The 19,979-nt window shown below is 46.6% G+C and carries 21 protein-coding genes and 2 pseudogenes; 12 read left to right on the top strand and 11 right to left on the bottom strand.

What is annotated here, in order from left to right; genetic code table 11:
• The 4 genes from IM282_RS03680 to IM282_RS03695 are packed head-to-tail and all read right to left on the bottom strand — an operon-like array spanning nt 1 to nt 5,744.
• Nucleotides 1-1,143, bottom strand: a complete 1,143-nt coding sequence (locus tag IM282_RS03680; protein WP_192970132.1) for an AAA family ATPase — start codon at nt 1,141-1,143, stop codon at nt 1-3.
• Nucleotides 1,140-2,405, bottom strand: a complete 1,266-nt coding sequence (locus IM282_RS03685; RefSeq protein WP_192970133.1) for a restriction endonuclease subunit S — start codon at nt 2,403-2,405, stop codon at nt 1,140-1,142. The genes IM282_RS03680 and IM282_RS03685 overlap by 4 nt, the downstream gene beginning before the upstream one ends.
• Nucleotides 2,398-5,481: a type I restriction endonuclease subunit R gene (locus tag IM282_RS03690; RefSeq protein WP_192970134.1), complete on the bottom strand. Its 3,084-nt coding sequence runs from the start codon at nt 5,479-5,481 to the stop codon at nt 2,398-2,400. Before IM282_RS03690 ends, IM282_RS03685 begins: the two co-directional genes overlap by 8 nt.
• 59 nt (nt 5,482-5,540) lie before the next feature.
• Entirely contained in the window at nt 5,541-5,744 is a 204-nt protein-coding gene (locus IM282_RS03695; protein WP_026027839.1) for a helix-turn-helix transcriptional regulator, read from the bottom strand.
• A 274-nt stretch (nt 5,745-6,018) separates the two neighbouring features.
• Here IM282_RS03695 and IM282_RS03700 point away from each other — a divergent pair.
• Nucleotides 6,019-6,180, top strand: a pseudogene (locus tag IM282_RS03700) (transposase); the annotation flags it as partial.
• A 101-nt stretch (nt 6,181-6,281) separates the two neighbouring features.
• Here the strand turns inward: IM282_RS03700 and IM282_RS03705 are convergent.
• Nucleotides 6,282-6,737, bottom strand: a pseudogene (locus IM282_RS03705) (IS3 family transposase); the annotation flags it as partial.
• Nucleotides 6,738-6,820: 83 nt separating this feature from the next.
• Nucleotides 6,821-8,329 carry a group II intron reverse transcriptase/maturase gene (ltrA, locus tag IM282_RS03710; RefSeq protein WP_192970160.1) on the bottom strand — a complete coding sequence of 503 codons (1,509 nt, stop codon included), beginning with the start codon at nt 8,327-8,329 and terminating at the stop codon, nt 6,821-6,823.
• Between the two features lie 282 nt (nt 8,330-8,611).
• Here ltrA and IM282_RS03715 point away from each other — a divergent pair, with 282 nt between their 5' ends.
• The gene (locus IM282_RS03715; protein ID WP_123629013.1) at nt 8,612-9,139 is read left to right on the top strand and encodes a YbaK/EbsC family protein; all 528 of its coding nucleotides are present in this window, start codon (nt 8,612-8,614) and stop codon (nt 9,137-9,139) included.
• On the opposite strand, the gene IM282_RS03720 is transcribed toward IM282_RS03715, so the two are convergent.
• Nucleotides 9,110-9,316: an AlpA family transcriptional regulator gene (locus IM282_RS03720; protein WP_024360482.1), complete on the bottom strand. Its 207-nt coding sequence runs from the start codon at nt 9,314-9,316 to the stop codon at nt 9,110-9,112. The two genes, IM282_RS03715 and IM282_RS03720, sit on opposite strands and share 30 nt — an antisense overlap.
• A 107-nt stretch (nt 9,317-9,423) precedes the next feature.
• Nucleotides 9,424-10,002, bottom strand: a complete 579-nt coding sequence (locus IM282_RS03725) for an inovirus-type Gp2 protein (RefSeq protein ID WP_192970135.1) — start codon at nt 10,000-10,002, stop codon at nt 9,424-9,426.
• Between the two features lie 416 nt (nt 10,003-10,418).
• On the opposite strand from IM282_RS03725, the gene IM282_RS03730 reads away from it, so the two are divergent.
• Entirely contained in the window at nt 10,419-11,336 is a 918-nt protein-coding gene (locus IM282_RS03730) for a hypothetical protein (RefSeq protein ID WP_192970136.1), read from the top strand.
• 72 nt (nt 11,337-11,408) lie between these two features.
• On the opposite strand, the gene IM282_RS03735 is transcribed toward IM282_RS03730, so the two are convergent.
• The 3 genes from IM282_RS03735 to IM282_RS03745 form a co-directional block, all read right to left on the bottom strand.
• Entirely contained in the window at nt 11,409-12,068 is a 660-nt protein-coding gene (locus tag IM282_RS03735; protein WP_192970137.1) for a Qnr family pentapeptide repeat protein, read from the bottom strand.
• A 175-nt stretch (nt 12,069-12,243) separates the two neighbouring features.
• On the bottom strand, nt 12,244-12,630 hold the full coding sequence (locus tag IM282_RS03740) for an SH3 domain-containing protein (RefSeq protein ID WP_192970138.1): 387 nt from the start codon (nt 12,628-12,630) through the stop codon (nt 12,244-12,246).
• A 45-nt stretch (nt 12,631-12,675) separates the two neighbouring features.
• Complete coding sequence (locus IM282_RS03745; RefSeq protein ID WP_192970139.1) at nt 12,676-13,110, bottom strand: VOC family protein; 435 nt, start codon at nt 13,108-13,110, stop codon at nt 12,676-12,678.
• 522 nt (nt 13,111-13,632) lie between these two features.
• Between IM282_RS03745 and IM282_RS03750 the strand changes: the two genes are divergently transcribed.
• The 9 genes from IM282_RS03750 to IM282_RS03790 all read left to right on the top strand — a co-directional run bounded on the left by IM282_RS03750 (nt 13,633) and on the right by IM282_RS03790 (nt 19,804).
• The gene (locus tag IM282_RS03750) at nt 13,633-14,508 is read left to right on the top strand and encodes a GTPase family protein (RefSeq protein ID WP_192970140.1); all 876 of its coding nucleotides are present in this window, start codon (nt 13,633-13,635) and stop codon (nt 14,506-14,508) included.
• A gap of 308 nt (nt 14,509-14,816) precedes the next feature.
• Nucleotides 14,817-15,281 carry a hypothetical protein gene (locus tag IM282_RS03755; protein ID WP_192970141.1) on the top strand — a complete coding sequence of 155 codons (465 nt, stop codon included), beginning with the start codon at nt 14,817-14,819 and terminating at the stop codon, nt 15,279-15,281.
• Nucleotides 15,282-15,382: 101 nt separating this feature from the next.
• Complete coding sequence (locus IM282_RS03760; protein ID WP_192970142.1) at nt 15,383-15,856, top strand: hypothetical protein; 474 nt, start codon at nt 15,383-15,385, stop codon at nt 15,854-15,856.
• A gap of 120 nt (nt 15,857-15,976) precedes the next feature.
• Entirely contained in the window at nt 15,977-16,798 is an 822-nt protein-coding gene (locus IM282_RS03765; RefSeq protein ID WP_125275975.1) for a DUF932 domain-containing protein, read from the top strand.
• A 30-nt stretch (nt 16,799-16,828) separates the two neighbouring features.
• Nucleotides 16,829-17,269, top strand: a complete 441-nt coding sequence (locus IM282_RS03770; protein WP_192970143.1) for an antirestriction protein — start codon at nt 16,829-16,831, stop codon at nt 17,267-17,269.
• 12 nt (nt 17,270-17,281) lie between these two features.
• The gene (gene radC / locus IM282_RS03775) at nt 17,282-17,824 is read left to right on the top strand and encodes a DNA repair protein RadC (RefSeq protein ID WP_192970144.1); all 543 of its coding nucleotides are present in this window, start codon (nt 17,282-17,284) and stop codon (nt 17,822-17,824) included.
• A gap of 10 nt (nt 17,825-17,834) precedes the next feature.
• On the top strand, nt 17,835-18,176 hold the full coding sequence (locus IM282_RS03780; RefSeq protein ID WP_192970145.1) for a type IV toxin-antitoxin system YeeU family antitoxin: 342 nt from the start codon (nt 17,835-17,837) through the stop codon (nt 18,174-18,176).
• 20 nt (nt 18,177-18,196) lie between these two features.
• Complete coding sequence (locus IM282_RS03785; protein ID WP_109220856.1) at nt 18,197-18,538, top strand: TA system toxin CbtA family protein; 342 nt, start codon at nt 18,197-18,199, stop codon at nt 18,536-18,538.
• 258 nt (nt 18,539-18,796) lie between these two features.
• Nucleotides 18,797-19,804: a restriction endonuclease gene (locus IM282_RS03790; protein ID WP_032439165.1), complete on the top strand. Its 1,008-nt coding sequence runs from the start codon at nt 18,797-18,799 to the stop codon at nt 19,802-19,804.
• Nucleotides 19,805-19,979: the final 175 nt, after the last annotated feature.

Raw genomic sequence — 19,979 nt, forward strand, 5'->3', positions numbered from 1 at the left:
TTATCTACCTTTAGGCATGATATCAGGCAAATCGAAGGTGTATCGCTCCAGAAACCCATTCAGAATGCTGTTGAAAAGTTGTTTGTTGTCTTCGGTAAGTTCTTTAGGATCAAACAATGAGTAATCCCCATGACTTAACAGGTTTAGGGCTCGTGAGAAAAGCACCTCATCCTCAATGCCGTGAATACAGCCAGAAAAGTCCTTAAAACCGAAAAATGCGGAGGTTTTTTCTAACACTCCGCGTAACACATTAAAATGGTTTGCATAGAGCCTACCTGCATCTGCGGCTTTCTTTAGTTCACTGAGCATGGCCACATGATGAAAAAACGGCGTATCTGTTGTGGATTGAAGGCTATAACCGTCGCCATTACGGCTGTATATGAAATAAGATTTATGCGGCTGCTTTTTTAACTCATTACACATAACGTTAAAAAACAGGCTGTGGTGTGACGATATGACCGTTTTCACTTTGCCGATTGAGTGTCTTAAGAGCTTCGCTAGATCAGAGCCTACGGCAATGGCATTGTTGTCATCTAACGATGATATAGGATCGTCGATATAGAAATATTTCACCCAGTTGTAGGCTTCTGCTCCATCAATCACCAATTCGCATATAGCCAGAAACACACACCAGATAAAGATATTCTCTTCACCACGCGAAATCTTGATATTGTCTTGCTCAATAGTCTCAGACTCTTCGGAATCCGGACGAAATCGCGGATTCTTTACCTGCTTGCTAAAGGTTACACTCCAGTTATCGTAATCAATCTTAAAGTTGAAGTTACTGTAGCGAGCTAGGTAGACGAAGATCTTTTCTTCAAGGGCCAGTTCTTTGAAGCCTTCAAAAAACTTGGAGTCTGAATTGATCTGTAACACCCGGTTTGCGTCATTCTCCAAGTCGTTATCCCAATGAAACAAATCCTCAGTAAACGCATTAAAGTAAAGGGTGTCTCTGTCTTGTCCTCTCTTACGTTTTCCTGCGTCTTTAAACTCCATTGATAGTCGGGTCTTGCCTGTTCCGTTATAAGCATATAATAGAACGAAATCGACACCACCATTGTCGTTTTGGCGCAGATCGTCTCTTATACGAGTAATGACGTTTCTTAGGCTATTGAAATTATTAATCTTTGGCTTTCCCGTCATAAAATCACCTCGTCAATGATAGGGAAAAGCCTCTGAATTAAGGCTTGCTTATGATTTTTAAGTTGATCAACCTGAACGGACTGAGCCGAAATCATGTCATCTATAGACGATAGAACATCTGCTATTGCATCTTGTTCCTTCTCCGAATTTGGAACATAAAACTCATATTTTTTGAGTTGATTACCATTTATTGAATTGATTGTAGCGCCAAGATCCGCTGCAACCTGCCTCTCGTATGCATACGTCTGAAAAAGCTGATAAATAAATTTTGAGCGATTTGACCTAAAGACAGTCATAAACGCTCCATGAGTACATTTGGGTATATTCTCGGGAATTAATGCATTTTTCCCAATTAGCGCTTTCGAGCCATTTCGTACACAAATCAAAATGTCACCGGGTCTAGAATAGTTAGCCCCTTTAATATCACTTCTTACAAACACATTATCTTCCAAAGAAATTTGGCCATTTTGAACGTTTGAGGACCTTAAAACTAGCAAACCTTCCTCACATACGTCTACTGGGCTATAGGTTAAACCTGAAACCAACTCTCCGAGGCTACTTAAAGTTACTTTGCACCATTTTCCATATGTCTTAAACTTTGGAAAGCGCAGCTTGGGTACTGCCTCACCTTCAGCTGGGAAGAGTTGTTGCATCAAACCTTTTTTATGGCCTTTGAGGGATTTGAGCTTTTGAGTATGTAGCGCGATCAGCTCATCAATAGAGGCAAGGCAATCGGCGATTTTTTGTTGTTCCAACTCAGATGGATTTGGAACAGGCATGGCCATAAACTCACCACTAGTAATACTCATACGGTCATGACGAGCGCCACTATTCGATACAGTTTGCAAATAGGCATGCCATTTAGACGACTTGAAAAACTGCTCGAAGAAATCATTTGTCTTGCTATTAAACCTAAAGACAGTGTACAGCGGAGACATTATCCCTTTGCCAACCTTATTCTTCGAGATTGGCCCTACTGGTGCCGTGGATGATATCCTCGGGTTATAGACGTAATCGCCTTTATCAACGATGTAGTAGCTTTCAAGATTCCCTTTAACAGCAATATCCTTGTCGAAATAATCTCGCTGGTCTACGACTCCATCAACCGCAGAATTAGTCAGTACACGAGTGATTTTTTCTCCCTTGTTCTTACTTGTTGACCTTTTTGCCACGGCATTCAATCGCACACACGGCCAGTTAGGCTCCTTTTCAAAATCAGGAAACCGTAACTCAGGAACCAATCCTTTCTTTTGTTTATTCATACGCATCTAATCCCGAAATCTCACGTCCATCGGCCTGTTTTTGTAAGTACGGTACTAAATCTTCCATCAAGTCCAGCTCTGCCAAACGACGCGTTTTCCAACCCAACCCCAAGGGGGCAAGTAGGTCTGTTAGCTGTTCGCCATCAAAAATCATGCGATCCAGAATACCATCCACGAAAGCTTGCAGCGATTGGGGTTGCAGCCCATGTTTCTCGGCCATTTGCGTTAATGCCTGCGTTGCTTTCTGGACTTTAAAATCTTGGTAGCCTTCGCGGATTTGCTTTTCACTTAGCGCTTCACCAGCCTTGAGGCTATTGATGTAGGCAATAATATCCTCACGCTCTTCCATCAAGTTAGCATTGGCGCTGATCAGGTCAATCAGCTCCTGGCGCGTCATCTTCTGCTTGCCAGTTTTTTGAGTGGATTTGGCAATCAGCCCCATGATGTAGTCATAATCAATAATGCTGGAAGCAAAAAGCACTAGATCAAACTCAAGCTGCTCCACCGATTCTTCGTTGTCATCACTTTTACCTTGTTTACGCTTTAGCTCCATAGCTGTGTCGAGGTAAATGGCTTTAAAGCCCCGCAGAGTATCTGTTGGCAGTTTTTGTTCGATGGCGGCTTTACTTTCTTCGTCTAGTTCAGTGTATTGCTCTAGCTGGGTTTTCAGCTTCTGCACTTCCTTAAAGTGGTTGATAAACTCGGCCTTGGCCGTATCGCCTTTCAGGTTGTGCACCTCAGATGGCTCGCAGCTTAAGCCTTTGGACTCCATAAAGGTTTGCAATTCGTCCACCTTTTTCTGGAATGCCTCAACCACTTTGGACGCTGGATCGACCAGCCAGATTTCTCGGGCTTTATCTTTCGCCCCACCAGAAAACAGCTCAATTGCTGCGTTCACTTCGTTTTCCTGATAACGGAAGTCCAGAATGTTGCCCCACGGTTTTGTGTCGTTCAGAACACGATTGGTGCGCGAGAATGCCTGGATAAGGCCGTGATGCTTCAGGTTTTTATCCACATAAAGAGTATTGAGGTATTTTGAGTCAAAACCGGTTAACAGCATGTCCACCACAATGGTAATGTCGATTTTGTTTTTACGAGGGTAATCAGTATTGCTGTACTTTTGGTCTTTAATGCGCTGCTGCACATCCTGATAGTAAAGGTCAAATTCGTTAATGGTGTGATTGGTGCCGTATTGCGCGTTATAGTCGGCAATAATCGCCATCAGGGCTGCCTTTTTCTTTTCCGGCTCTACCTGGTTGTCGGCACTTTCTTGGGGCAGGTCTTCCTGAAGCTGCTTAATGTCTGCCGCATTCTTGTTGCCGTTTACACTGCCACTGCCACTGCCACTGCCACTGCCACTGCCATTGCCGTTACCCTCGTTCTCTTTAGCGATCTGAGCCGGGGGTGAGAATACACAGGCGATATTTAATGGCTCGAAATTTTCGTCTTCAGACTGCTTTTGTGCTTGAAGCGTTTTAAATAGCTCAAAGTAGTCGATGGCGTGATTGATCGATGCTGTTGCTAACACGGCATTAAAGCGGCGCTGATTTGTGGCGCTATCGTGTTTGTCGAGAATGGCTTTTATTACCGCTTCAGGTGGTGGCAGTTCTTTTTTCTTAGGCTTAGTTTGACCACCTTTACCACCGTCTTTCCCATAATAGTCAATGTGGAAACTCAGTACGTTTTTGTCCTCAATGGCGTGGGTGATGGTATAGGCGTGTAGCTCTTTTTCGAAAATATCTTCCGTGGTTTTGAAAGAGGCCAAGTTACCATTTACTTGCTGATAACTTGAATTTTCGTCAAAGATAGGTGTGCCGGTAAACCCAAACAATTGAGCTTTGGGGAAAAATTCTTTAATGGCTTTATGGTTCTCACCAAATTGAGAGCGGTGACATTCGTCGAAGATAAATACCACGCGCTTATCACGCAGCGGCTCCAAACGCTCTTTATAGGTCTGTTTGCCATTTTTCTGCTGAGCCTTGTTGCGTTTGCTATTTTCATCCAAGGCCAGACCAAGCTTTTGAATGGTAGTAACAATCACTTTATCGGCATAGTCTTCCGATAACATGCGGTGTACAAGCGCTTCTGTGTTAGTGTTTTGCTCTACACATCCTTCCTGGAATTTGTTGAATTCCTCTCGCGTTTGGCGATCGAGATCTTTGCGATCGACCACAAATAAGCATTTTTCAATATCGGGATTATCTTTCAATAGCGTAGAGGCTTTGAATGACGTTAGTGTTTTACCAGAGCCTGTGGTATGCCAGATATAGCCATTACCACGGTTCTGGTGAATAGCATCCACAATAGCTTTAACGGCATAGATTTGATACGGGCGCATGATGAGCATTTTTTGTTCGCTTTGCACTAGTACCATATAGCGGCTGATCAATTGACCCAAGGTACACTTTGACAAGAAGTCATTAGCAAATTCATGCAAATGAGCAATTTTCTTGTTGTTCTTATCTGCGTGCTGATAAATGGGCAGGAAACGCTCATCGGCATTAAAGCTGAAGTGCTCTTTGCGATTATTGGCGAAATAGCGCGTATCGTTACCATTACTGACGATAAATAACTGCATAAAGCAGAGTAGAGTATTAGTATACCCGTTGCCAATGTCGTTTTTATACTCAACAATTTGCTCCATCGCTCTGCGAGGACTGAGCTGTAGTGACTTCAGCTCAATCTGTACCAGTGGTAAGCCATTGAGCAATAGAATCACGTCATAGCGATGGTGACTGTTATCTGTGTTGATACGAAGCTGGCTAATTACTTCAAAGTCGTTTTTACACCAGTCTTTAAGATTAACCAGCATGTATTCCAACGGAGTGCCATCTTCACGGGTAAATTTCCCCTTTTCACGCAGCGCCTGGGCAGCCAAAAAGACATCCGCTGTGATGATCTCTTCACGGAGGCGGTTGAATTCTGCATCGGATAGGTTGACTCGGTTCAAAGCTTCGAACTTCTTACGGAAGTTCTGCTCCAAGCTAGCCTTGTCGCGAATGTCGCTGCGGTAGGTGTATTTGAGGTCTTGTAGCCTGGCGATTAAACCTTGCTCAATTTGTTGTTCTTTAGTCATGGGTTACGCCTAATGATTTTGACACGTCGTTGGCATAGGGTGTCTCTACAGGTGTCACGCTATTCATCCGTGAATTCAAGTATATCCGCCACTTCGCAAGCAAAGAGTTGACAGAGCTTATCCAATGCCTCAATGTCTATTTTTTGAGCTGTTTCCCTGTACATTAGGGTCACTGTATTGCGGCTAAGCCCTGTTTCTCGTAAAACGTCGGAAATCTTCATTTTCCGCTCCCCCATCAGGCGGGCGAGATGGCAACGTATCATATTTGTGCTCGGGGTTGGCGCTGTTTAAACTGATGTTAACCTTTTGAACTGTAAAAATTCAATTTAATCTTGAATTTTTATTGGTTGGGATGATTTTTAGACAGGAACTGGTCGAGGATGAGCTTTCACATGTGAAAGTAGGAATGTCACAGCTTGAAACCGTGGCTTGAGCCGTCTGGTAGTTCAACATGAACTTGGATTTTTCCTCCACATGATTCAACAATTTGTTTGAACTGCCGTAGACTATCGACCGTACAGCTATCAATTTGGTAACTTGCATCAGCAAAGCAGAATTTTCAAAATCGCCAAATGGCGTATCAACAACAGATCCCTGATTAACCGTAGCGACATCACTTTCTGGCTGGGTGATGAGGCGGTTCAGAGCTGGTATGTGTCAGCAACGCCTTCTTCACGGGGACGACCTCAGCGCTACTCGCTCTGGCATAGATACCTCGCGGTACGTTTTAGTTCTTACGTCCGATCTAGGTACATAGCTCTATTATGGACTGACCCCACGACAGTAGACAGATTCTGTCCTCACGATGAGGCCTGTTCGAAGGCCTCCGTACTGACGCCGCCGAGGTGACTGTGGCGCCGGGCCCTGTTGTAGAACACTTCAATGTAATCGAAGATATCCGCCCGGGCCAGATCCCGGGTTTTGTATATTCTCTTCCTGATGCGTTCTTTTTTCAGTGAACTGAAGAACGATTCGGCCACCGCATTATCCCAGCAGTTGCCACGCCGGCTCATGCTCGGTGCCAGGTTATTGGCCCGGCAGAAGCGCTGCCAGTCGTCACTGCCGTACTGACTACCTTGATCGCTATGTACGATGACTTCGCCGTCTGGTTTTCGGCGCCAGACCGCCATCATCAGCGCGTCGAGTGCCAGTTCGCGTGAGAGAGTGGGCTTCATCGACCAGCCGACCACGTTACGGGCGAAGAGATCGATAACCACCGCCAGATACAGCCAGCCCTGCCAGGTGCGGAGTAGAGTAAGAGACAGGACGTAGTCGAACTATTTCCCTGTCTCTCCTCTCCGAACCGGACGTGCACCTTTCAGCGCATCCGGCTCTCCGTCTAAACGCTGGCGATCGCCATTGCCACTTCCGGATAACGCGATGTGTATGTATTTCTGGCTTCAACCCTCAGATAAGGATTACCTTCAGGCAGGCGCCAGCGGAACAACTTCTTGCCTTGCCCTACCAACCGATAAAGTATTTCACCATTGAGCTTCCCGTGGTTGGTTTTACCAAATAAGACCCACGTTTTACTCTGACCCGGTTTCGGTGATTTACACCACCACCTCATCAGGTATGCGATACCTTTACGATATTTTCGGGCCAGCCAGTGAGCCAGCTTCCAGAACACCACACGATCGATATAACTGAATACTTTGGCCTTAAAATCAACGAACTGATAGAACGCAGCCCAGCCTTTCGGTTTCCGGTTGAGTGTCTCAACCATATCGATTTTGCTTTCACTATAATTACCTGATAATAAATCCGTTAGTGACGCAGCGAAGTTTCTGGTTTTCTCCTTCGGGATCGTCGAGACCACCCGCATCTCGCCGTAACGACTGCGTTTACGGATGATCCTGTGGCCCAGAAAGATAAAACCGTCATTAACATGGGAGATCCTGGTTTTGTCCATATTCAGCCTGAGTTTCAGACTGCCTTCAAGTACGCCCCGGCACTCTTCTCTGATGGTTTCCGCCTGCGCTTTGGTGCCTTTGACGATAAGCACGAAGTCATCGGCATACCGACAGTACGCCACAGCGGGTTTCCATTGCCAGTTTTCTCTGACCGCAGTACTTCTGCCCCGCTGGATACTATGATTCCAGTACCAGCGATCCTTTCGGGCTTTTCCGCTCAGGTAACGTTTATGCAGATACTGGTCGAACTCATTCAGCATGATATTCGACAGCAACGGCGAGATCACACCGCCCTGTGGCACACCTTCACTGGCCGCCCGGAAGAGACCGACATCAATATGCCCGGCCTTGATGGTTTTCCACAGCAGGTTCATAAAACGTGCGTCACTGATCCTGCGGCGGACGGCTTTCATCAGCAGCCGGTGATGTACTGTGTCGAAGTAGCTGGACAGGTCACCTTCAATAACCCAGCGCCCCCGTGTTTCACTACAGTCGGTGAGCTGTAATTTCACCGTGCGGATCGCGTGATGGACACTTCGTTCAGGCCGGAAGCCGTACGAAAGCGTATGAAAATCACTTTCCCAGATCGGCTCCATTGCCATCAGCATTGCCCGCTGAACGATACGATCACGCAACGCGGGGATACCCAGTGGTCGCAGTTTGTCGCTGCTTTTAGGGATATAAACCCGTCTGGCTGGCAGGGGCTGGTAGTGACCCGAGAGAAGTTCTTCTCTGAGTCTTTGCAACTCAGCAGACAGTCCGGCCTGTAGCTTTGCTTTGTTCACTCCATCAATGCCGGGAGTATGTGCTCCCTTTGATGAAAGGGTGATCCGAGCAGCTTCAGCCAGCCAGTCTGGTTGCGTTATCAGACGCAGCAGCCGTTCAATCCGTCTGGACGGATCAGTTGCTGCCCATGTGGCAAGCTTGCGTTGCATTTCGCTGATTATCAAAGGTCTTCACCTCATTGGGTCAGTTAATTCACTTCGCAAACACATTTAAACTGCTTCCCTTCGCCATGTGATGGGCTTTCCCCATCGCGGACTACTACGGAAGCTCCGCCAGCCAGCGCGTCATCGGAGCCATGCCCCCTTAACATCCGTCGCTGACCTTCCCCGGTTTACCTGTCTGGACTCAGACATACTGAGGAGGCTGCCCGTCGCACTCTTTACATTGCCTGTGACATAAGCTAAATGCAGTGATGAAACTTAGGGGGAAATATGAATGAGCATGCGGTTCTGAAATTGCTTAATGAGCTGGATATATCTTTTCAGTACATATCACATCCGGAAGTGAAGACGGTCGCTGACCATGCGAGTTTTGCTGTGGATTTTCCGGCACAGTTGCTGAAGAACCTGTTGCTGAAAAATAGTTCTGGTAAGCATTTCTATCTGTATATTCTGGATGGCAATAAAAAGGCAGATCTTCGCGAGTTAGCGCTCCAGCTTAATGAATCGCGTCTGTCTTTCGCTAAACCAGACGAGTTAATAGAAATACTCGGTGTGGAACCTGGCGGGGTTACGCCTTTCGCTATTGCACATAACAAGGAGAGGGATATTCGAATTGTTATCGATTCTTCTGTATCAGCGAGTCGTTCACTGGGCTTTCATCCTCTGATCAACACCGCTTCGGTTTGTATTTCTAAAAAAGACTTATTGCGGCTACTGACATTTTTCGGTTATTCCCCTCTAGATGTTCAGACCGATAACTTGCTCTTGCTACTCGCGCGAACAACGGATGCGTTCTAATAGCCAGTCTTCGACTTCACTCTGTCGCCAGCGGGAGCTGCGACCTAGCTTAATTGGCTTCGGGAATAGGCCATCTTTAATCAGCTTGTAGAACCACTTATCTGTCAGCCCCGTTAGCTTCGTGATGAACCGCATATCCACCAGTTGGTCATCAAGCAAAGAAATATGTTCTGTCATGATGCTGTCTTCCATTGTGGGATTATCCTGAGCTGGTAGTTGATTTCTTGTTACCACCAGCCCTTCCACATCAATGGATTGATACGTAAAAAAGTGCAGAATGTGCGTTACACCGTGCGAGGACGCCCCAGTCCGCTGGGCGGCGGTACCTCACTGGCTCCGTAATGATAATGACCGTGCTTTTGCTCTTCTTTGGCAAGGTAGCTGATGATGTAGCGCAGGTTATCGATGGCTTCGGTATCACCGTAGTTCACCGGCCTATTAATACTGACTTCATAAGTGGGTTTGTACTCGCAGCGGTTGTAATAGCCTTCTCGTTGCGTTATTTCCCGCCATATTGTTCCTACTCTCTCAGCTATTGGGTAGGTAGCCTGGTTAAGGTGCCTGTCGAGATAGAACACGATATGGGCATGGCATCCGTGGTCTACAGAGTTCTCGAGTACCCAGAAATACCCTGCCAGATTTGTGTGCTGCAGGGTGCGTTCAACCAGCATACGTACTTCTCGCTCGGTTTCATTCCATGAATGACGTTTATAACGCTCTGTACCTTTCTGATAGAACAGGTCGAGTCTGAGTGCCTGTATTCGTGAGTATCGGTTCAGTAGCTGATTCAGGTGGTTATTGAGTAGAGACAGTAGAAACCAGTTCATCGTGTATCTGGAATTGAAAGGGTAAGGTGTGTGCATTGATTTTTCCTTTGTGAGGTGGAGTACAAAGGATTGGGATGAGATGTAATTTTTAAGAGAAGCGGGGATGCAGCAGATAAAGGAAACTGTGTATCCAGCGGAAGACTGGCAGGGTTAATGATTGGGGGATGGAGCTATGAACAGAATAGTATAGAAACTGGGAGTTCCCCTTAATTATACTAAAAACCCAAATGTTCATATCTGCTGTTGAGCGATTCTAATGAGGTGATCAGAGGGGATTCATAGAGTAAAAACCACAGGAATAAAGCAGTAAAATGTCAGAGTATTATCACAATAAAATCAGCAGGATATCAGTTGAAAATCAGTCATTATTCAGGTCTGTGACCCGACTCCACCAACCAAAAAGGTGCTAATGCTAATCTGTTTTTGGGAGTCAGAAGCAGAGGGAAGAGACGATGTTGCATTACGATATGATCCGCCACGAGATAATGTACATAAAAACGCTGGATAGCTTTTTCAATACAGATCACTCGTTACTGTGCAGTACTTATGATACGCCGGATGATTTTAGACGCTTGATCTCTCAGATACTTGAACGACATTTTCTTGGCGATCAGGGCAGAATCAAAGTTGCGCGGAAAACACTTAAAGAATGGGCCGACCTGCAACTGATTGATAAAGATTATTTTGATTGTTTCAAAGGTACACCAAGAGCATCGTGGTTTGCTCACCATTATATTTTTGAATACCCAGCAAAATCTGCAGGGTTGACACTTGGTGGATTGGGGAATGATGTCGGTTGTTCAGGTGGTTTTAATTCTCTTTTAATGGACGATAATATCTTCACAAATCTTGATTTCTCTAAATTTAATTTCGACCTGGATGATATTGATTGGGACCTGATAACAAATCCACAGGCTACTGCTTCGAAAAAACCGAAACGTGTTTTCTCCCGATTTTATCTGAACGCGGGAGCAAGTACCGATCTGTACAACCCCACTCCGGTAACTGAGCGTGAACTGATCAACGGTGTGATGAGGTACATTGATGAAGCTCCATGCTCACTTGGAGATAAGATCTCTTATTTCAAAAAGCTGCATGAGCGCTGGCTTGAGCAATATGATTTTTTTCTAACAGATTTTGACTGGATGTCACGTGATGATGAAACTCAGTTAGTATATCTCTGGGACTATCTTAAAGGAAAAGGACGAATAGCGGGCTATCTTCGCCCTTATAATACGTCTATGCGTTATGACATGATTATTGCGGCTATGGATGTGTGGAACGTCCAACCTGAAGAGAAGCTGGAGTTTATTGAGAAGATGAAACATGCCTGGCAGTCATCAAAATCTTATCGGCGATCCGCCAAATAGCTTTTATCCTACTCAAAGTAGCGTCATTGCGTCAGAATTTCTTTGGCATAAATTTTTGACAAGTAAACATTTCTATTCAGTTACTGTGATATCAAGATAGGCCATCAAGGTTGTAACTTGCTCATAGTCAATTTTTACACCTTCCAGGTTAGTGCGACGGATATCAAGTTCGCCCAAAAAAGATCTTCTTAAATCGCAGTTTGTTACATCAGTAGACCGCCAGTTAAAGTTTGTAAAATCACTACCAGACAGATCTGAACCACTGAAATTGGCACCAGCGACAATAGTACCGTTCCAACAGTTCTCCCATAGTTCACATTCCTCAAGTGTCGCTCCTGATAAGTCGGCATAACTCAGGTTACTTTTAGTTATGAATGCATTACATAGCCAAAGTCGGGAGCTGATTTTTTTCATAAACCTTGCCCGTCGGAAATTACATCCCATTGCCCTGCATTCCCTGATTTCGATACCAAAAAGGTTGGCATTCATGAATGTGCACATCGTCAGATCACAGTTGACAAAACTTGCTTCCTTCAAATTAGCACCGCTAAAGTCGCACCCGAGTTGTTTATCTGGCTGCCAGAAATAACAATTGATGAATTGCGTTTCAGTCAGTTCTGTTTCCGAAAAGTCGCAAGCGTAAAATCTTACGCCTGTAATTTTTTTGCCGGTAAACTGATTGAAAGAAAATTTTTCTTCTTCATAAAGCTGTATTGGCCTGTTATTACACATTTTATTTAACCCCGGCTATTGTCATGATGGTGAACAATATTATTGTTAATGTTTACAACCTCTTTGCTACCGTCATTGAATATATAACCTACAAACTCTTCTCATGATTTATTTTATGTTGATGAACTGATTTGAATGAAATTCTCTATGGTTCTTTCACTAATAGCATTTCCTCTTAGAAAGGGGTTGTTGAACGCACGATTTTAGTTTCCTGTAAAAGTTTTTTTGGTACCCAACCAGCTTCCTTATCAGATAAACGCATGCACCATACCCAGCCATTTATCTCTCTGGTGCCTTTCAGGATATCGCCACTGTTCACATTCAGCTCACGAGCTGAATAATTTTCTTTGGATATCCCATGATGTTTGTCCTCAGCCCATTCAATTAATTGTTCAGGCACCCATCCACCGGAATGACCGGGAACTGTACAGAAAAACCAGTTATCCCAACCTTCATCACCCTCATACTTCTCATGGATTAGAAGATATGTTCCTTTAGAAAAGCTAATGGGATCAGGGTATTCGCTGATGTGTTCTCCTGCGGCAACAAATTGTTTTTCCATCCGTTACTCCTTTTAGAGCCGTTAATGTTTAAAGGCTTATTTTATTCAGAGACTGAAGCTAATTTCCACTGACTTTGCATTGCGCTCTGCCTCTCCATGATAAACAGCCTCAATATTGTTGCCATCCGGATCAAGGACAAAAGCAGCGTAGTAGCCATGGTGGTAGGTACGTTCGCCAGGTGTACCGTTGTCACGCCCTCCATGCGCCAGTGCCACATAGTAAAAAGCATCCACCATTTCACGATCTCTGGCCTGAAAAGCCAGATGTTGACGCCCTGTTGGTTCGCATAAACTGGCAGGGCTTTTTACTGATGAAACAACAAGTTCATCTGCCCAGATATAGTCGTTATCTGTTATTACGACTGGGATCTCAAGGATAGCCAGCACGGCTGTGTAAAATATTTTACTAGTTTCGAAATTATTTACCACAAGCTGGATATGATCTATCAGTCTGCCACGATGTATCAGATATTTCTCCATCTGGCACTAGCTCCTCAATTCTGCGGACTGATAAAGATAAGCTATATTTATATATGGTATCCTCTTTAACTTAGACTGCTTTCTTATCAGTTGACTCATTTTTTAATTATGTTCCTCCATGTTACATTTGGCTGTGCTGAGTAACTTGATCTCCAGGTCAATTTTTGAGATTTGTTGTTTTTTTTCTACTTTTCTGAGATGGTGTTCAAAGTTTTGTGCTTACATTTTATCTTTACATCAAATTAAATTAGCTCACCCTAAAATTCAGTTTTATGTATTTTTATTGTTGTTAAAGGTATGTTGAAAGATTATTAAAACATGAGGATGAGTAGCCATGTGATATTCTCGAAAAATTGAAGCAGAAATATTATGGATTCTCCTCCCAGAATATTTTATCCCATAGTAATTCTTAGGTAATGTAAAAATCATAATGAAAATATTTTCAGTTATATATTATCTTGGCGAATCACTCCGTATCCTTATTGGGTGCGGGGATCTTATTTTTCACGCTGAGGCTACTGTATGAATAAACCTGATGGCCTTCAAGCCTTTGAACAACCGCTCGCGTCGCTTCCGCGCACGCTTCGCCAGCTTATTCTTGAACGTATCCAGAAACTGACTCACTACGAGCCGGTGATTGGAATCATGGGCAAAAGTGGTACAGGTAAATCCTCTCTCTGCAACGAACTTTTCCGGGGTGAGGTGTCGCCGGTATGTGACGTGAACGCCTGTACTCGCGACGTACTGCGCTTCCGACTACGCAGTGGTAGTCACAGTCTGGTAATTGTCGATTTACCGGGGGTAGGTGAAAACGGGCGTCGGGATCATGAGTACCGAGCCTTGTACCGTCGTATGCTGCCGGAGCTGGACCTGGTGCTGTGGGTCATTAAGGCCGATGATCGGGCACTGACCGTGGACGAGCAGTTCTGGCACGGCGTGGTGCGACCTTACAGGCAAAAGGTACTGTTTGTGGTTAACCAGGCCGATAAAATCGAACCCTGTCATGAATGGGATAGCGCGATCGGCACGCCCTCGCCACAACAACAGGTAAATCTCAAAGCGAAGCAGGCTGCTATTATGGCAATGTTTAAACCGCATCATCCGGTCTGTGTGGTATCCGCCAGCACTGGATGGGGCATTGAGGAGATGGTGGCAAACATGATGTGTTGTCTGCCTGACTGCGCCACCAGCCCGGTGGTGACACAACTGCAAAGGAGACTCTGCACAGAGCCGGTAAAGTCGCAGGCCCGCGACAGTTTCGGTGACGCTGTGGGACGGGTTTTAGATACGGCTGAGTCATCGTCGTTCCTGCCTGCATCGCTGAAAACGGTGATTCGTACCGTGCGTGATGTGGTGGTGTCCGTCGCCCGTGCCGTCTGGGACTGGATTTTCTTCTGAAACCAAACTTTATACTCCTCCCGGTCATCCGTGGGCATAAGCCTCATTCACAGACCCACTACTTTTAATCAGAACACCCGTTGCTCCCGCTTCGTGGCACTGAATACCTGAGTCGCTGTTCTGTCACACATTTTCCCCGAAAGGGATGACAAGTCTCGCTCTTATTAATAGAATGTAACGATCGATATCTATTTTATCGATCGTTATTATCGATCGATAAATAAATGCATCTGCTCCACCTGCTGCGCGCCAGGTACGCCGTTGCGGGCGCTGACTCCGGATTTTCTGAAATGGCTAAGGAATGAAAAATGAAAATGAGGTTTGCAGTTTTTGCGCTGGTCTTCAGCGTCAGTCTCAGCACCGCGGCCCGGGAACGGGCCGATATTCCGGCGAACACTATCTGGTCGTTTAAGGACCCTGGTGGTCGGGTTTTATGGGATGTCTGTGGCGGAAAACAAAGCTCCTGCACCATTGTGTTGGCGGCAACGAACAGGGTGGCCATCGTTAATCGTAAATCTACTAACGGCTGCGCCCTGGGGGATTTTTACGTGGTGGGCAAACCCGAAAAATTCTGGAACCAGTACGACACGGGGACCTGCAGCAGCAATGCTTACTTCAGTCAGGGGACCATGAACAACGGGCAGTACCGGACTATCGATGTCCGTCTCAACGGGGAACTGGTAAAACGATTCCCGGTGGAATATTGGTCGCTGGTGAAATCCTTTTCGGGTAGCAACCGGCCAAAATGGAAGGACAAAACGACAGACAGATAAGAGCGTTGATGAAGTTAAATAAGGTCACCCGGGGCCCCGGAGCGCTTCAGTGCGCCCTGACGGATGCCCCTCCCTCTGATGTTAATGAAAGGAAATCACTTATGCGTTTATCTCATGCAGCCCTGGCGGTCGTTATGCTGGCCTCAGCCTCCGTTGCACAGGCCATCCCCAATATGTGGAGCAGCGGCTTCGCTCAGGGTGTGACCGAATACATCATCACCAGTCCGGAGAAAGTGGTCTTTAATCTTAACTGCACTACCAGCCCCGATGAGCAGAATGTGCTGCAGCACAGCGTATACCTGACTCTGCCCGACGGTACCTTGCTGAATTCTCACGATGACGGAACCGACATCACCACGGTGATGGATGACAGCCAGTATCCGTTACCGTCATCCCTGGGCTGGCGAAACGGTGATAATGCCTGGGTGTCATTTATTGACGCGCTGGGGCAGGCAGCAGATTTCGATGTTTATGTCAGCGATAAAAAAGTAGGCACTTTCAGTCCGGGTCTGAAGAATACGCAAAAAGAGCTGTCTGACCTCAGTGAGTGCCGGACCACACACTACAGCGATTAGTTACTTACATTTCAGACCTCTCTACCCCGCAACACACCAACACCAGATAGCAACAGGCCATGCTCCTTCGGGAACATGGCCTTTTTTGTTTTTAATTCATTATCAGATAAGGAGTTAGCTATGCGATTAGCCAGCCGCTTTGGTCGTATAAACCAGATACGCCGTGACCGGCCTCTGACCCATGAAGAGCTGATGAGTCATGTACCCAGCGTGTTCGGGAGTGACAAGCATGAATCTCGTTCAGACAGGTACACCTACATCCCGACCATCACCATCCTCGAAAACCTGCAGCGTGAAGGCTTTGAGCCGTTCTTTGCCTGCCAGACAAAGGTTCGCGACCAGAGCAAGCGGGAACACACCAAACATATGCTTCGCCTGCGTCGTGCCGGTCAACTGACCGGACATCAGGTGCCGGAAATCATTCTGCTTAACAGCCATGACGGCTCATCAAGCTACCAGATGCTGCCGGGACTGTTTCGTGGCGTCTGTACTAATGGTCTGGTCTGCGGTCAGTCATTCGGCGAAGTGCGGGTACCACATAAAGGGAATGTTGTTGAGAAGGTGATTGAAGGGGCTTACGAAGTGCTCGGTGTGTTTGACCGGGTGGAGGAGAAGCGCGATGCAATGCAGTCACTGGCACTGCCAGAACCAGCCCGTAACGCCCTGGCGAATGCTGCGCTGAAGTATCGCTTTGGTGAAGACCACCAGCCGGTCACGGTATCGCAGTTGCTTACCCCACGTCGTCGGGAGGACTACAGCGATGACCTGTGGACCGTATACCAGCGCGTGCAGGAGAACCTGATGAAAGGGGGATTGTCAGGGCGAACCGCTCAGGGGAAAAGCAGCCGCACCCGTGCTGTTACCGGTATTGATGGCGATGTGAAGCTCAATCGCGCCCTGTGGGTAATGGCAGAAAACATGCTCGATTTTTTCGGGCGTTAAACAACTGTTCCGGCATAAGGAGATAGTTTAATGAATACACAAAATCATCAGTTCGCGGAGCATACCGCAATTACTGCCTCGGTGGTCCCGGACGAGTTACGCATCGGCTTCTGGCCGCAGCACTTTGGCTCTATCCCACAATGGATAACCCTTGAACCTCGCATTTTCGCCTGGATGGATCACCTGTGTGCTGATTACAGCGGCGGCGTCTGGAGTTTTTATACACTCAGCAACGGCGGCGCATTTATGGTTCCGGAGCCCGAGGGTGAGAAATGGACGTTGTTCAACCCGATGAATGGCAACGGCGTGGAGATGAGCGGAGAGGCTGCCGGCATTGCGATCTGCCTGGTGGCATACAGCCACCACGCCTGCTGCACCGAGTGTGACGCGATGACTGAGCACTATTATCGTCTACGTGACTTCGCGCTGAACCATCCAGAGTGCAGCGCCATTATACATCTCATCGACTGAGGAATGCCTGACATGAATACTGCATTATCGCTGGTGTCACCACAGCCTGAACTTTTCCCACTGACAGTTATGGCCCAGCGTGATTGCCTGTTACCGGCGACATCCGGATTGACACCCTATGCCCAACGCACCATTCGTCGAGCCATCAACCTGCTGGATAAATATCTGCGCCAGCCTGGAATAGCCTTTACCTCAAGTACTGCTGCCCGTGACTGGCTTCGGTTACAGCTGGCAGGACAAGAACGGGAAGTGTTTATGGTGCTCTATCTCGATAACCAACACCGTTTACTGGAGAGCGAAACGCTATTTGCCGGTTCGGTTAACCATGTCCAGGTCCATCCCCGTGAGGTAGTGAAGTCAGCGCTTCGCTTCAATGCTGCAGCAGTCGTGCTGGTGCATAACCATCCATCCGGTGATCCGGAGCGCAGCCAAAGCGATCGCAACATTACGGGCAGGCTTAAAGATGCCCTGGCACTAGTTGATGTGAACACGCTCGATCATCTGGTTATCGGATCAGATGGCATTGTGTCGTTTGCTGAGCGAGGCTGGATATGAGGGCACTTCAATGAAATCTACTGATTCAGAGAGCGATTCATTTCTCCAGTGGGGGCTGAATCGTAATGTGACACCTTGCTTTGGCGCTCGTCTGGTACAGGAGGGAAACCGACTGCACTATTTGGCTGACCGGGCCAGTATCACCGGTAAGTTCAGCGAAGCAGAATGTCTTAAGCTGGATGCGGCATTCCCGCATTTTATCTGCCAGATGGAATCGATGCTGACTACTGGTGAAATGAATCCTCGCCATGCCCACTGTGTCACCCAGTACCACAATGGTTTCACCTGCGAAGCCGATACCCTTGGCAGTTGCGGCTACGTATACATCGCCGTTTACCCCACTCATCGTTAACTACTTTCACCAGAGCAAATATGAAAACTCTACCTGCAACAAATCCGCAGGCGGCGACGCTATGTCTGTCACCCGTGGCAGTCTGGCAAATGCTGCTTGCACGCCTGCTGGAACAACATTATGGCCTGACACTCAACGACACACCATTCAGTGATGAAACGGTAATTCAGGAACATATCGATGCCGGTATATCTTTGGCCGATGCTGTTAATTTTCTGGTGGAAAAGTACGGGCTGGTTCGTATTGATCGCAGGGGATTCGACTGGCAAGAACAGTCCCCATATCTGCGGGCAGTCGATATTCTGCGGGCGCGACAGGCAACTGGTTTATTGAAAAGAAATCGTATTAGCGCGGCACGGTGAACATTGGGAATAGCCTTCCTGATTCACACTGCAGCTTTCCTTACATATTTACTCATTCCAAAAAGCACCTGCCGATGCTGGTTGGTGCTTTTACTTATATGGACGAAATATCATGCAAATAGAAGCTGTAATTTTAACTGGGCACATTATCACAAGTACAATCCGGGAATGCTGGGCCATCGTTGTTGATGGTTTTGACGCATGCGGCGAACAAGCTTATGATCCAGCTTAATTTCTTTTCCTCATGAAGGGACTGGTATGGGCAACAGAATGTGGATGATCCGCGGTGACGGCGGCAAGCTCTATGACGATTTTCGCGATAAGCAAATTGTAGGCATCGGTTGGTCTCAGCTGGCTCCATTAGTCAAACCCGGCCTGTCCCGAGCCCAGTTGCTCGCCTTATACCAGGAGGCAGATCCCTTAACAAAGCTGGGAACTGCGCGTTCTGGTGCATCGCAGGTCTGGCGTTTTGTGAATGAGATCCAAAAGGGTGATTGGGTTATTACCTATTCGCCAGCCAACCGTACTTATTTGCTAGGCAAAGTCACTTCAGAATTCCAATATCATCCTGAATGGGTGGAAGAGGGGATGGGGATCGCTCGGCAGGTTAAATGGAATACTCAAGAAATCGACCGCGATAGACTGTCTGTTGCTACCAAAAACACATTGGGTTCTACGCTGACGGTTTTCCAGCTTCCAGAATATGCGCTAGAAGAGCTTTTGCAGGATAAGAAACCCACTGCAGATGTAATTACTCAGAATCCAATTGCGATGGATGAAGATGAGGTTGTTTCTGATCCGCTTCGCGATATGGAAATGCTGGCGTTTGAGGGTATCAAAGATCGTATCAACTCTCTTGACTGGGACGAGATGCAAAATCTGGTTGCCGGAGTTTTACGCAGTATGGGCTATAAAACGCAGGTGTCACCTGCGGGAGCCGATCGGGGTAAAGATATCATTGCCTCACCTGATGGATTCGGTTTTGAAAATCCACGTATTATCGTTGAGGTAAAACATCGCAGGGAGCAAATGGGAAGCCAACAGATCCGCAGCTTTATCGGAGGTCGCCATAAAGACGATCGCGGGCTTTATGTCAGTACCGGTGGTTTTACAAAAGATGCTCGATATGAAGCCGACCGTTCGACGATACCACTAACGCTCTGGACGCTTGATGATCTCGTCCGTGCGCTTATTGAGAACTATGAGCAAGTGGATATTGAGACCAAACTTTTGGTACCTCTGAAGAAAACTTTCCTGCCTGCCTGAATCTTGCTTTGATAGCCATATCGGTGTTCTACTGGTATGGCTTTATACCCACTCGTAGTGTCTATTTTTTGTACGGATTTTAACTTGTGGGTACAAGTGTGGGTATAAATAATTATTCCTGCTTATAAACTACATTGATATCAGTCTATTGGGTGTGAAATTCGAGTCCGGCCTT

Origin of the sequence: Enterobacter cloacae complex sp. P29RS, from assembly GCF_014893445.1 — a bacterium.
GTDB classification, from domain to species: domain Bacteria; phylum Pseudomonadota; class Gammaproteobacteria; order Enterobacterales; family Enterobacteriaceae; genus Enterobacter; species Enterobacter intestinihominis.

What these genes read in the sequence shown, in the direction of transcription:
- IM282_RS03680 (WP_192970132.1), bottom strand. Translation starts at nt 1,143, where the DNA reads ATGACGGGAAAGCCAAAGATTAATAATTTCAATAGCCTAAGAAACGTC.
- IM282_RS03685 (WP_192970133.1), bottom strand. Translation starts at nt 2,405, where the DNA reads ATGAATAAACAAAAGAAAGGATTGGTTCCTGAGTTACGGTTTCCTGAT.
- IM282_RS03690 (WP_192970134.1), bottom strand. Translation starts at nt 5,481, where the DNA reads ATGACTAAAGAACAACAAATTGAGCAAGGTTTAATCGCCAGGCTACAA.
- IM282_RS03695 (WP_026027839.1), bottom strand. Translation starts at nt 5,744, where the DNA reads ATGATACGTTGCCATCTCGCCCGCCTGATGGGGGAGCGGAAAATGAAG.
- ltrA (WP_192970160.1), bottom strand. Translation starts at nt 8,329, where the DNA reads ATGCAACGCAAGCTTGCCACATGGGCAGCAACTGATCCGTCCAGACGG.
- IM282_RS03715 (WP_123629013.1), top strand. Translation starts at nt 8,612, where the DNA reads ATGAATGAGCATGCGGTTCTGAAATTGCTTAATGAGCTGGATATATCT.
- IM282_RS03720 (WP_024360482.1), bottom strand. Translation starts at nt 9,316, where the DNA reads ATGACAGAACATATTTCTTTGCTTGATGACCAACTGGTGGATATGCGG.
- IM282_RS03725 (WP_192970135.1), bottom strand. Translation starts at nt 10,002, where the DNA reads ATGCACACACCTTACCCTTTCAATTCCAGATACACGATGAACTGGTTT.
- IM282_RS03730 (WP_192970136.1), top strand. Translation starts at nt 10,419, where the DNA reads ATGTTGCATTACGATATGATCCGCCACGAGATAATGTACATAAAAACG.
- IM282_RS03735 (WP_192970137.1), bottom strand. Translation starts at nt 12,068, where the DNA reads ATGTGTAATAACAGGCCAATACAGCTTTATGAAGAAGAAAAATTTTCT.
- IM282_RS03740 (WP_192970138.1), bottom strand. Translation starts at nt 12,630, where the DNA reads ATGGAAAAACAATTTGTTGCCGCAGGAGAACACATCAGCGAATACCCT.
- IM282_RS03745 (WP_192970139.1), bottom strand. Translation starts at nt 13,110, where the DNA reads ATGGAGAAATATCTGATACATCGTGGCAGACTGATAGATCATATCCAG.
- IM282_RS03750 (WP_192970140.1), top strand. Translation starts at nt 13,633, where the DNA reads ATGAATAAACCTGATGGCCTTCAAGCCTTTGAACAACCGCTCGCGTCG.
- IM282_RS03755 (WP_192970141.1), top strand. Translation starts at nt 14,817, where the DNA reads ATGAAAATGAGGTTTGCAGTTTTTGCGCTGGTCTTCAGCGTCAGTCTC.
- IM282_RS03760 (WP_192970142.1), top strand. Translation starts at nt 15,383, where the DNA reads ATGCGTTTATCTCATGCAGCCCTGGCGGTCGTTATGCTGGCCTCAGCC.
- IM282_RS03765 (WP_125275975.1), top strand. Translation starts at nt 15,977, where the DNA reads ATGCGATTAGCCAGCCGCTTTGGTCGTATAAACCAGATACGCCGTGAC.
- IM282_RS03770 (WP_192970143.1), top strand. Translation starts at nt 16,829, where the DNA reads ATGAATACACAAAATCATCAGTTCGCGGAGCATACCGCAATTACTGCC.
- radC (WP_192970144.1), top strand. Translation starts at nt 17,282, where the DNA reads ATGAATACTGCATTATCGCTGGTGTCACCACAGCCTGAACTTTTCCCA.
- IM282_RS03780 (WP_192970145.1), top strand. Translation starts at nt 17,835, where the DNA reads ATGAAATCTACTGATTCAGAGAGCGATTCATTTCTCCAGTGGGGGCTG.
- IM282_RS03785 (WP_109220856.1), top strand. Translation starts at nt 18,197, where the DNA reads ATGAAAACTCTACCTGCAACAAATCCGCAGGCGGCGACGCTATGTCTG.
- IM282_RS03790 (WP_032439165.1), top strand. Translation starts at nt 18,797, where the DNA reads ATGGGCAACAGAATGTGGATGATCCGCGGTGACGGCGGCAAGCTCTAT.